Here is an 11,453-nt window from a genome sequence, read left to right on the forward strand (position 1 = left end):
TGCCTTATGATTTAACTAGCTATTGGGGCCAGTTATTTTTGAACTGCGATTCATTTAGTTTAACTTCTTTGGCGCTGAGAATTATCTGCACCTGCATAGGACTGTCACTATTGTGATCATAGGTTTCATGATAATCGACACAGTGCGCATCGCTGAACTGCAGCGTTTTTAATTTGCTCATATTATCACGGCGATAAAAGGTAATGGTGCCGCTTTTGGTTTGGGTTGGACTAACCATCCAATCGAACAGGCCGGTACTGCCATTGCTTTCAACTACCAGGGTAACGGCGCCGCCTTGTGGTATAGCGGTTGGTTTGCCGGTTCCATCAGTGGCCTGTGAAAAGCGGAACGCACAGTGCAGGATATTCATCTCTTCGCCATCTAATGAAAGTTTTGCTATAAATGACATGGAATATTTGATTAGTATTTAATGATTAACATGGCACTTGTAAGTATAAGGATAGTCATTCCGATAGAAACCGGAATGACCCTCCCTTTTAAAATAACATGAGTTGGATTATTATACCCATTCATTTTCATGTTTGCCGGTGCCCAGCTCAATGCCTTTAGCGCTCAGCGTAAATGATTCCGTAACAGGGCTATCGTTGGCACCGTCGAAACTTTCACGATACTCAACCAGGTAAGCTTCACTAAACTTCAACTCTTTCTGCGTTGCATCAGTGTCACGTTTAATGAAAGTGATAGAGCCATCTTTACGTTCGAAGTTGTTACACATCCATTCGAAGAAAGTAGTGTCGCCGGTTGATTCAACTGTAAGTTGAATTTTTCCGCCACGGGTAATAGACGAAGGACGGCCGGTTGCGTCTGTTTCCTGTTTCAGTGCGTAAGAACATGCAAGAACATTTACTTCCTTGCCAGCCACTTTAAGTTTTGCCTTAAATGACATAATTAATGGTTTTGAATGATTAAAAAATGGTATATAGACCTAATAAAAAATAAAAAACGAATCCTGGTGGCAACACACGAAGGCATTGCCAATTACTAATAATTGATGTGGTGTTTAAACCATGGAGCTAAAACGCGGTACAAAACACTCTTCTTCAGCGTCATTAACATGAAGCTGTCAATTGCTACTACAGGTTTGGGTTATCCGTTGAAATTAATCAAGGATGTGGGGGTATCCGTTTGGGTGTGATATGGATTTTAAAGAAATGTGCAGAATTTACTTATCCTGCTCGTATTTAGAAGACCACTCATTTTTATCCAGGTCGTCTCCCTTCTGCCCTTCTAACTTGATCATAAAAGTTTTTGCGGGGAAATACGGTTTCAGATGAATGTCGAGGTATATGCGATCTTTTTGAACAGGGTCTTGTTCAAATCGTCTTATGCTAAAGTTCTCAATTAATTTGTTAGGTCCGGTAATTCCATCGAGGAATTTAACAATTTGGCCATTCAGTTCCTTACGCGTTGATGCATTGAAGTTCTCAAATGCCCTGCGGTTCAGGAAATCCATCATCACTTTTGTAACATAGTCAAACACACGCACTACTGAATAAGTTTGTAAACCCAGGTTATCGCCATTGAACAAAGTTTTGGCAGAGAACGCCATCACTTTGCCATATTCTTTTACCATTGGTATTAAACCAAGTTTTTCGAGGCTGGCAATTTCACTCTTCTTTAAATCGAAGCGAACACCATCTACTTCATTGATGCCGCCGAATTTTTTACCGGCTGTTACCTGTGACATTAAGGTTTGATAGATCTTTCCGGCCAATGCAGGTGATGGTGGAACCAGCAGATCGTCTTCCTCATCAATTTCAGTAAAACGTCCACGGCCTACCAGCCAGTTACACGCCATGATCACATTAGAACGGTATGGATCACCACTGGTAAGGTTGGCAGCTTCAAACAATTCCATAACGTCATCGGGTGTATCAAGATCTTCGAAATCGGTAACCAGCATCACTTTATTTTCATAAGCGATCTTGGCCCATTTTTCTACTACTTTATTACTGCCCAAATAACCTGGCAATACCATTATGCTATAATTATTGCGCAGGTCGAGCCTGTCGTAATTATCAGTCAGTTCGTTATGAATAGCGTCAATAAAACGGGTATTGTCAAGGTCACGTACCTGGTCGGGATCGGCATTTATGATCGATACATTTTTAACCTTCAGGCTTTCTGTGTTCTTGAAGAAAAGTGCTATTGAGCGGTATGACTTTTCGAGTTGTTCAGTTTCTTTTACTGCTGCTTTCAGGTTCTTTTTCAAAACCTGGCCTGCCTGTTCCGACCGTTGGTTACAGGTTTCTATCATATCGGCAGGATCTTCGGCATTTTGCAGAATATCGAGCCAAAGCTTTAATGTTTTCTTTAATGCAGTGCGTTCTTCTTTTTTGCTGCTCTCTTCCAGGAAGATCTTTTTGCGGGCCTTTCTTTCCGGGTTTATGTTCTGCACAGCATCAATAGCAGACTCTAACAGATCGAAACCACCGAATTTTGCAAGGCCCTGCACACTTGTTTCCAATTGTTCGGCTGGTTGCAAAACTTCTTTCACTGCCGTTTGCTGGGCAACGGGTTTAATGGATTCAGTACTCATGATAACGTTTTAATGATAATTTGATTAATGGGTGTTACCTGGCCGATTCAAGTTCCTGTATAAGTGACTGTAAAGCTTTTATAATACTTTCTTTTGTATCAGCATTGGCGAGCGCCTGCTTCAGCAGTTTATTTGTTTTTAACTGCTTTATTATTTTCTGATACTGCAGCTGCTGCATATTCACGTCGCCCAGGAATTCGCTTTGAGCAATAATACCCTTGGCGCCAAAATCGGCCAGTCCTTTAAAATGGAGTGTTTCCCTGCGCATGCCGCCGTCCTCCGTTTCAAAGGTCATCTCGACCTTGGGTTTGAAATTTTCAAACACATCGTCAATGCTGGTGAGCCCCTCTATGATCTGAGGTTTAACAGGTGTGTCGTGTGTGAGTTTTTCTGCGAGCAATACTCGATTTTGTGGAATGTCTGCAAAGGCTTCGAAGGCATCCGTTTTTACTTCCGTGCCGCCAATCCCGTAGGGCTGAATGCTCATGATAAATATTTTTGGTTTTCAGATTAAGACTTGCTCTCTGTAACGAGTAATCGAATATAATTTACGAAATAAATGGTTTGACGGATTGGATATCAGACATAATTTTCCATAAACGTTTTGGCAAAATTCATTCCATAATGATTAATGAATGAACATTAAAGACAAAATTCACCACTAACCCTTTAGTAAAAATACGGTGAATGCCATTTTTTAATCTGCAGTTAACATTGCTTCTTAAATATACATGTTAACGTTAGCATGCCAGACAGTTCATATAAACATAATGTTGCATCCGTTAAGTCAATTTTATGTTTTCCATACAAACTCACCGTTACTATCAACGTCTAATGTTAAGTTAGTTGATCCATTCACTCCTGCCTCACCACTAATGATCTTGCGCGATAACGGCCGGCGCAAATTATTCCTGATAACACCTGCTAACGGCCTGGCTCCATATTGAGGAGCGAAGCCCAATATGGCTAACTGCTTTTTAGCGCTATCGGTTAGCGTTAACGTAATACCCTGTTTTTCCAGCGAGCTGTACAGGCTACGCAATTGTATATTAAGGATCCGTTCAACCATTTCACTGGTCATGGGTGCAAACGGACAAATCTCTGTTAACCGGCCAAGGAACTCTGGTCTGAAATAGTTGGCCATGATCTCCATTAGCTTTGTTGAAGATGGCACTTCGTTCTTATTAAATGTATCAACTACAAACTGGCTGCCGATGTTCGACGTAAATATTATAAGTGCATTTGAAAAGTCGCCTTCCTTCCCTAACTTATCATGCAGCTTACCTTCGTCCATTATTTGTAAAAAAATATCGAACACCGACTGATGCGCTTTTTCAATTTCATCGAACAACACTACCGAATAGGGTTGCTGCCTGATCTTATTAATAAGTAGTCCGCCCTCTTCGTACCCCACATAACCGGGCGGGGCGCCAATTAACAAAGCGGCAGAATGCTCTTCTTTAAACTCACTCATATCGAACCTGATCATTGACGATTCATCCTGGAACAGAAAATCGGCCAATGCTTTTGCCAGTTCGGTTTTACCCGTACCCGTTGGTCCCAGAAAGAAAAACGAACCAATGGGTTGCCCTGCTTTACCCAACCCGGCCCTTGATTCAAGGATAGCCTCACTTATTGCGCGAATGGCATGGTCCTGCCCTACTACCCGTTGTTTTAGGATCTCATCCATTTTCAGCAGGCGTTCTTTTTCCTGCGCCTGCACTTTACCAATGGGGATGCCCGTTTTGTGCGCTACAATAGCAGCCACATCTGAAGGGTTCAATGCCTGGCGTTCATCGGTGGCCATTTGTGATAAGGCATCGTAGGCCGTATTCAAATAATTTATGATCTCACTGGCTTCAGTCATTTGCATTGGATCGGCCTCTGATTGTACAGCCGCCCATAATATGGGACTTATCTTACTTCTCAATTGGCTATAATGCCATTTCCAATCTTCCTCCGTATGCTTCTCCCCTTCTTTCTTCATTTCTTCAAATACCGTTTTCATTTCTGTTACCACTTGAGAACCGGTATCTCTTGCCAACCGAAGCGCAGCCATGGAATGATCTACCAGGTCTATTGCGGCATCGGGCAAACGACGGTCTTTAACATACCGCTTTGCCAGCCGGATGGCGTCTTGCAGGGTTTCATTATCTACTTCAATGGCATGGTGTTTACTGTAATGTGGCATTATCGTTTGCATCATGCGAAAAGTAGTGGCCATATCGGGCTCTTCAACCTGTATAATATCAAAGCGGCGGGCAAAGGCTTCGTCTTTTTCAATATGCTTACGATACTCTTCCAAAGTAGTAGCACCTATAACGGTTAGTTCTCCACGCGCCAGCTCGGGTTTTAGTAAATTAGCGGCGCCAGCCATGGCGCCCTGTTTATCCATCAGCACATGCATTTCATCTATAAACAAAATGGCCTTATCGAATTGCTTTACTTCCTGAATAATATTTTTCAATCGCTCTTCTACTTCGCCTTTGTAAGAAGCGCCGGCGGCCAATGCTCCATTATCAAGCTCAAATACCTGGGCCGTCTCTAAAAAGCGCGGCACCTTCTTTCCTTCTATAGCCAGGGTAAAGCCATCGACCAATGCGCTTTTACCAACCCCCGGTTCGCCAATGATCAATACATTAGGTTTTGACCGGCGGCCCAGTATTTCGGCCATGGCCCTTATTTCTTTATCGCGCCCGGTAATGGCATCTATTTTACCGGCTTTAGCCCGGGCATTTTTATGGGTACAATATTTTAGCAATGCCTGGTTATTGTTTTGCTTTGCAGCGCCATTTTTATTATTATTGCTCAGCACCTTATTCAAGGTTGAATCTGCAGCTGTTTGTTGTAACAACTCCTGCCGCTGAACAGGAAATGTTTTTAACTGCTCATAACTAAACCCAACACCTGGTGTACTTAAGGCAGCCAATACATGCACAGGTTCCAATTCATCGCTACCGGCGATTACGCGTATGGTATCGGCTTCTTCCATTACTGCTTTTACCGGTTCATCGGCCGTTAATGTATCATCGAGGCGGGTTGCTTTTGGTAAAGATTCCAGGCGCACATCTGCCCACTCTTCCATATAATATATGTCTTTATCAAGCTGTTTTAACAGCGATTGCAAACCTGCATCTTTATGTAGTAGGGCTTTTAATATGTGGGGCGGTGCAATATGGGGATGCATATGTTCCCTGGCAATAGCCTGTGCTATGTGGTTCATTCGTTTGAATGACGCCGATATAACTGTACCTAATAGTTGCTCTGTCATAGCTAATGTAAATTTAGTTGTTGCCTGTTACTCTTTTCTCATTGAAGTGAGTAAGTGAAATTCCAAATCTCAAATTCCAAGTTCCAAAGAATAAATTCCAAATCTCAAATCACAAGTTCCAAAAAATAAATTCCAAATCGCAAATCTCAAGAACCAAAAAATGAAATCACAAGTCACAAATAACAAGAACCCAAAAAACCAAATTTCAAATTCCAAAAGAAAATATCTAATAACATAGTTGAGATTTTGTATTTTTTATTTTGTTCTTGGGTTTTGGTTCTTGGAATTTTCTAAAATATACCTAAGAAGCCCTGCTTCATTTTCAAGCTTACATTCAACCCTATCAAACAATTCGTTTCACTGCTCTTTATTTGTTGTACGTTCAGTTGCTTTATTTTCTTATCTGTCTTTATTGAGCCCAGTTTGTTACAGAACTGTGTAAAAGTTATCTCTGTTCCATTAAGGCTAACCGGTACATTCAGGTTATTACAGAAGTAAGGCGCAAAATTTTCGGCGGTGAGGTAGTTGTTCACTACGCCGCGCAACTTTGTTTCCAGTTCCTGTTTGCTGATGGTTACCCCTTGTGGTTTTGGCGGTTCTGTTACTGCCGGCTGTGGATGGTTCTGTTCTTCCAACGTTGGCGTTTGCGGTTTGGCAGGCACTACAATAAAGGCTGGTTGTTGCCTGGCCGGCCTTGTATTCGACCTCGATGGCGCTATGGTTTTATCATTCACAAATACTTTGCAAACGCCCAGTTGTTTGGGATCGCCATTCAACACCAGTGAAATGGTTTTTAAACCAGGCGTTTTATACACGTAACTGGCCGTTGATGAAGTGGCGTCAATAGATGCGGTTTCACCAAAACGCCATTCCCAGCTATGAGCACCGGCAGTGGTATCCTGAAAGGTAACGGCTTTACCTACTTCGGCCACTTGCGGACAAACAAACCTTGGCATCAGCATGGGGTTTTCGAGTTTGGGCGCCCTGGTTATATAAATGGTTTTGTATTCGGTACATGTGCCATTTACCGTTAAGGCTACGGTATATTCACCCGGCTGATTATAAGCATGCACCACAGAATTAATGTTGGTTTGGCTGCTTTCGCTATCGCCAAAATCCCAATCAAAATCTTTGGAGTACAAAGCATCTGTTTCGAACCTGATGGGTTCATCGGTGCGAAAGAAATTTGCTTTTGCCTTTATATGAAAATCGAAACAATGTTCGTAGTTTTTGTATTTAAACCCGGTGATCACCAGGCCCAGCAAAGCTGTAATGATCATGGTGAGAATGACCTTTTCATCGATATAAGCCAGCTGTATTTTCTTATTTTCCATAATTTTACTTTTGCATTCACGTTAAAGTGCTGACGCTATGAAACGATTATCTTTTTTAACATATAGTTTAGGATTCTTTCTTTTAACCCTGGCCTCTTGTACGGGGTCGCGTAAAACCACCAATCAATACGAGACCATAATAGTAAAACCCGCCGATCCTTCACTCACCCTGCCCAATGCCAGCGCCGAAAGGAAACTGATAGCCAAGTACGCCGCCTTTATGAAAATTTCTTCCGACAGTATTTCCAATGTGCCGTTGTACGCCTTTATTGACAAGTGGCTGAAAACGCCCTACAAATACGGCGGTGCCGATGAAAAAGGCATCGACTGCTCGGCCTTTATTCAGCGCCTGCTGGGCGATGTGTACAGCATTCAGGTGCCCCGCACTTCGGCGCAACAGTTCTTTACAAAAAATGTGGAAGCGTTTCATGATAAAACTTATTTTTCTGAAGGCGATCTTGTTTTCTTTTGTACGGTACCCGGCACTCCTATTTCGCACGTTGGCATGTATTTAAAGAACCGGTATTTTATCAACGCTACCACCTCCAGTGGTGTTAGCATTTCAAACCTCGACGAACCTTACTGGAAAAAGCGGTTTGTTGCTGCAGGCCGGGTCAAGATCGTTAAGAAACCTTAAAACCCGGCGGCTGTACTTGCTCTTCTCAACAGGTCAATATCCCTGCGAGCCTGATCAAGATCGCGCTGTGTTTGTTCATATTTCCCTTTATAATCTTCCAGCTGTTTTGGCAGGTCGCCCATGCTTACTACTTTATTAGTGGCATCCTGGTAACGCAGGTACAGGTCAAGCACATTCTTATTCATACGGCTGAACATGCTGCTGTCTTTATACTGCAGGTCGGTAAGCTCACGCAGCTTGGCCGCTATCTGCTGGTTCAGGTACATACTGTTTACGCCAGGTTGTTTAAGGGAGTCGATCAACACTTTGGCCTGGTCCATACTGGTTACAAATCTTTCCTGCGCTACGCTCTGGTTACGATAGCGGGTAACCTGTTCGCGTAATACATCGTTTTCTTTAAAAGGAATGCGCATATCGAAATAAACAGCTCCTACTATAAGCCATACGGATATAACAAAAAAGAACAAAAACTTTAAAAATGCACGGTTCCTTTCCTTGTGGTTTAATACGGTTGGCATTTTCTATTGATTTAAATTTATTCGGTTATTAATCTGCCAAAAAGCTTCTTCTTTTCTTAACTGGCGTTGCTTCTGTTTGCGGTAACAATACCTGCTCTTTTACAAAAATGCCGCTCTCCTTCTTCTTGCCAATGTATTCAAGGCGCGAGAGACTGGCAAACAAGGCTGAAATAATGGTGGTGAACCGCAATACTTTCTCCAGCGAATCATTAATATCGAGGTGATTGTATTGATAGCTGCAAAGCGTGGTAATGGCCGATTCCAGTTCGCCCTGGTTTACACCACACCATTCGGTGCAATAGCTTATCAGTTCATCTTTGCTGGTACCGGTATAAAAATCCATGGTGTTCTTTATCAACCTGGCCATACCGGTTACCGCGGTTATCATAAATACCGGCGGCTGGTAGATGTACGATAATTTGAAATTGCTGTACTCCGTTGCGGTGAACAGGCTCAGGTTTTCGCAGATCTTATAAATTGCATCGGCCAGTTCATTCTGTTGTTTCTTTTGAAGTATCTTTTGAATGATCTGCAGCGCATATAATTCCATTTGACCAAAGAACTGTTCCAAACCGGCATGCACTTCCAACAATTCGAAATGACTGTTCACTGCCGTGCAGGGTGGAATATAATTTTCAACCAACCGAACCACCTGGTCTTCTACAGTTACCTTTCCTACCGGCACCTGAAATTGTCCCAATGAAACAGCGCTGGTTTCATGCACAGGCAATAGCGTAAGATGGTATACCGGCATGGTAAACGGCATACGGGGCGGTGTTTCTTTAGGGTCGGCTATGCCATACGGCACCCGCTCATAAGCATCTATGCTTAATACCACATAGTAATGCGTGCTGCGATCTTTCAATTCGCTGAAAGGCACCTGTAGCCCAGGTATAGCGGCCGATAATTGCTGACCGGTCAATGAAGTATCGGTATCGAACTCCATTACATAACCGCCGCGGGAAATGGCCCGGCAGCGTTGGATACGCAGGTGTACGGTTTGTTCATTATCTAACGATAAAAATAATTTGGCCGAAGTATGATGACGGTCGAACACGGGCAGCAAACCATAATTATGCTCGTTTAAAAAGCTGCTTACTGTATGCGCCTGGCGATAAGTAAATGCATTATCCTGAGCAATAAAATGCGTTTTGTTGATCTTCATCCCATCTACCCAGTTCACAGGTAAATATTCACGGTTAATCTGCATGCTTAATGTATTTTAATTAGTTCTTTGCTTAATTTTCTATGATGCGGCTACATACAATGACATCATTCTCCCTGATGCGGTTCAGGTAAATGGTTTTTTCAGAATCCATGTATGTGGTCATTATGGTGTACCATTTTGGCTTTTTATAAAACATCCAACCATAGGGTTTGCCTGTTCCGTTCGAAAAATGAATTTGCCCCTGCGGATGCCGTTCATTGTAATCGTTGATGAAATAATAGAATAGTTCGCCCAGTTCCATATCAACCGGAGCCTTGGCCCTGAAATTGGTGAAGAAAGATTCTTGTCCGTTCTTTTGAAATTCAAAACTAATAAGCAGCATGTTCTTCAATTTGCTTTCTTCAGGGTCTTCCATTGGCTCATGCACCGGGTAATACCATTGGTTTAATACCTTGGGTGGAATGGCCAATGCAGAAAGAAATGTATGCCATACAAAAAGCGGAATAATAAAGAACAACGTGGAGAACATCATAGATATCTCCAATCCTTCGCGGTTGAGCCAGCGATAGGCCAGCATAAAACAGATGGAACCAGCCAATAGTATAAGAAAGGTAAAGATGAGGTCGGGCACAAATGTTTGTTTCTCTTTGCCCCAATCCATTTTCCGATGCATCATGTAAATATGCAATACGCCATATAACAGGAACAATACCTGAAAGAAAATAAAATACCCGTTATAACTTGAAAAGAACCTGGCCGCAATAAAAAGACCAGTCACGGCAAAAATAGCTACCGATGCCAACAGGTACCAGATGGCCCGTTTGCTGAATGGTTTAAAACTGTTGCGGATCTTTTTGGCAAACACCCCAATAATAGACGAAAAGCTGATGAGGCTTATGCCCAGGTAAAGCAACAATTTATTTAGTTCCGGAGAAAGCATAAGATTTAATTTGATAATGTGCTAATATGCTAATGTGCTAATGCGAATACATTTTTTATATTTATAAAACAGCATATCCTAATATCGGACTATCATCTTCGCTTAGTTCTACCCGCGACCGGTCTACTTCAACTTCTATAATAATGTCTGCTTCTACCGGTGCGAAATAATTATTGAATACCTGCAGCAACAGATCATTATCGCCACCGGTTACATAATCAACCGGTTTTGAATGTTTCAAGGGACCAATGGTGTATTGCAGGCATGGATAATCTTCATTAAAAGTATGCCCGCATACCATATCGTTTCCCAACTCCCCCATTCCCAAATCACTTGCAGTAACCGGCGCTTCTAAATCTGTTGGCGGCACTAATGATATGGTAACTGTTTCCTGTAATAGAATTTCAAGACAATCCTGCATTAGTGCCAGGTTACCGGCAATTTCATGTGCATAGGGTAATAACAATACCAGCAACATGGCCGAGGTTTTGTTCAACCCTTGGGGAAATTCCCAAAACGAAAAGAAGTAATCGTTCAGCAGGCCATTGTTTATGCCGGCCAGCATATTTTCCTCCTGTTGCTCAATCATTACCTGCTGACGGAAAAAACTATTCTCTATGGGTTGAAAGAATTTTCTTGCAGCCAGTTCTTTTTTTCTATCTATACGGCTTTGGGCAGCCAGCTCAGTGGCAGAATTATTTGCTTTGGCGCTGGTATATGACTGGTGAAATAATCCTTCGGGCACCAGATCGTATAAACCGGAACGTGACAAGCTAAGTTGTATCAGCTGGTGCAACCGGCTATCGTCTATCTTTTCTACATCGTACACATCGGCACGGTATTCACGCATAAAACGACCATCGTGCCGCGCAACAATATCATCGGGATGCAGCTTATTCTGTAAAGCCTGGTTCACCAGCGTTTCTGCTTTTATATCGGGCAGAATGCCGGAGAGTTCTTTATAAAATATTTCTATTGCGTTATGACGGTTCATTTGTGGTTATTGATTAATATCGTAAAACGGC

The 11,453-nt window shown here is 42.4% G+C and carries 11 protein-coding genes; 1 reads left to right on the plus strand and 10 read right to left on the minus strand.

Features of this window, described 5'->3' with window-relative positions:
• Positions 1–19: 19 nt before the first annotated feature.
• From tssD (GGD38_RS22125) to GGD38_RS22150, 6 genes are all read right to left on the minus strand, one after another.
• Complete coding sequence (gene tssD, locus GGD38_RS22125) at positions 20–409, minus strand: type VI secretion system tube protein TssD (protein WP_375301381.1); 390 nt, start codon at positions 407–409, stop codon at positions 20–22.
• 111 nt (positions 410–520) lie between these two features.
• Complete coding sequence (gene tssD, locus GGD38_RS22130; RefSeq protein WP_375301382.1) at positions 521–907, minus strand: type VI secretion system tube protein TssD; 387 nt, start codon at positions 905–907, stop codon at positions 521–523.
• Positions 908–1,183: 276 nt separating this feature from the next.
• Positions 1,184–2,560 carry a DUF5458 family protein gene (locus GGD38_RS22135; RefSeq protein WP_375301383.1) on the minus strand — a complete coding sequence of 459 codons (1,377 nt, stop codon included), beginning with the start codon at positions 2,558–2,560 and terminating at the stop codon, positions 1,184–1,186.
• A 34-nt stretch (positions 2,561–2,594) separates the two neighbouring features.
• Positions 2,595–3,047 (minus strand): hypothetical protein, encoded by a 453-nt coding sequence (locus GGD38_RS22140; RefSeq protein ID WP_375301384.1) that lies wholly within the window; start codon positions 3,045–3,047, stop codon positions 2,595–2,597.
• 306 nt (positions 3,048–3,353) lie between these two features.
• Positions 3,354–5,831 (minus strand): ATP-dependent Clp protease ATP-binding subunit, encoded by a 2,478-nt coding sequence (locus GGD38_RS22145; RefSeq protein WP_375301385.1) that lies wholly within the window; start codon positions 5,829–5,831, stop codon positions 3,354–3,356.
• Positions 5,832–6,121: 290 nt separating this feature from the next.
• The gene (locus tag GGD38_RS22150) at positions 6,122–7,165 is read right to left on the minus strand and encodes a PKD domain-containing protein (protein WP_375301386.1); all 1,044 of its coding nucleotides are present in this window, start codon (positions 7,163–7,165) and stop codon (positions 6,122–6,124) included.
• A 37-nt stretch (positions 7,166–7,202) separates the two neighbouring features.
• Here GGD38_RS22150 and GGD38_RS22155 point away from each other — a divergent pair, with 37 nt between their 5' ends.
• Positions 7,203–7,802, plus strand: a complete 600-nt coding sequence (locus GGD38_RS22155; protein WP_375301387.1) for a C40 family peptidase — start codon at positions 7,203–7,205, stop codon at positions 7,800–7,802.
• Here the strand turns inward: GGD38_RS22155 and tssO are convergent.
• The 4 genes from tssO to GGD38_RS22175 all read right to left on the minus strand — a co-directional run bounded on the left by tssO (position 7,799) and on the right by GGD38_RS22175 (position 11,422).
• Positions 7,799–8,320 (minus strand): type VI secretion system TssO, encoded by a 522-nt coding sequence (gene tssO, locus GGD38_RS22160; protein ID WP_375301388.1) that lies wholly within the window; start codon positions 8,318–8,320, stop codon positions 7,799–7,801. The two genes, GGD38_RS22155 and tssO, sit on opposite strands and share 4 nt — an antisense overlap.
• A gap of 28 nt (positions 8,321–8,348) precedes the next feature.
• Entirely contained in the window at positions 8,349–9,530 is a 1,182-nt protein-coding gene (locus GGD38_RS22165) for a hypothetical protein (RefSeq protein ID WP_375301389.1), read from the minus strand.
• Positions 9,531–9,558: 28 nt separating this feature from the next.
• On the minus strand, positions 9,559–10,428 hold the full coding sequence (locus tag GGD38_RS22170; RefSeq protein ID WP_375301390.1) for a TssN family type VI secretion system protein: 870 nt from the start codon (positions 10,426–10,428) through the stop codon (positions 9,559–9,561).
• Between the two features lie 61 nt (positions 10,429–10,489).
• Positions 10,490–11,422, minus strand: a complete 933-nt coding sequence (locus GGD38_RS22175) for a hypothetical protein (RefSeq protein ID WP_375301391.1) — start codon at positions 11,420–11,422, stop codon at positions 10,490–10,492.
• Positions 11,423–11,453: the final 31 nt, after the last annotated feature.

Source organism: Niastella sp. OAS944, from assembly GCA_024809215.1.
Classification (GTDB): domain Bacteria; phylum Bacteroidota; class Bacteroidia; order Chitinophagales; family Chitinophagaceae; genus Niastella.

Coding starts and splice junctions, on each gene's coding strand:
- GGD38_RS22150 (WP_375301386.1), bottom strand. CDS start 7,165: ATGGAAAATAAGAAAATACAGCTGGCTTATATCGATGAAAAGGTCATT.
- GGD38_RS22140 (WP_375301384.1), bottom strand. CDS start 3,047: ATGAGCATTCAGCCCTACGGGATTGGCGGCACGGAAGTAAAAACGGAT.
- GGD38_RS22170 (WP_375301390.1), bottom strand. CDS start 10,428: ATGCTTTCTCCGGAACTAAATAAATTGTTGCTTTACCTGGGCATAAGC.
- tssD (WP_375301382.1), bottom strand. CDS start 907: ATGTCATTTAAGGCAAAACTTAAAGTGGCTGGCAAGGAAGTAAATGTT.
- GGD38_RS22175 (WP_375301391.1), bottom strand. CDS start 11,422: ATGAACCGTCATAACGCAATAGAAATATTTTATAAAGAACTCTCCGGC.
- GGD38_RS22135 (WP_375301383.1), bottom strand. CDS start 2,560: ATGAGTACTGAATCCATTAAACCCGTTGCCCAGCAAACGGCAGTGAAA.
- GGD38_RS22165 (WP_375301389.1), bottom strand. CDS start 9,530: ATGCAGATTAACCGTGAATATTTACCTGTGAACTGGGTAGATGGGATG.
- tssD (WP_375301381.1), bottom strand. CDS start 409: ATGTCATTTATAGCAAAACTTTCATTAGATGGCGAAGAGATGAATATC.
- tssO (WP_375301388.1), bottom strand. CDS start 8,320: ATGCCAACCGTATTAAACCACAAGGAAAGGAACCGTGCATTTTTAAAG.
- GGD38_RS22145 (WP_375301385.1), bottom strand. CDS start 5,831: ATGACAGAGCAACTATTAGGTACAGTTATATCGGCGTCATTCAAACGA.
- GGD38_RS22155 (WP_375301387.1), top strand. CDS start 7,203: ATGAAACGATTATCTTTTTTAACATATAGTTTAGGATTCTTTCTTTTA.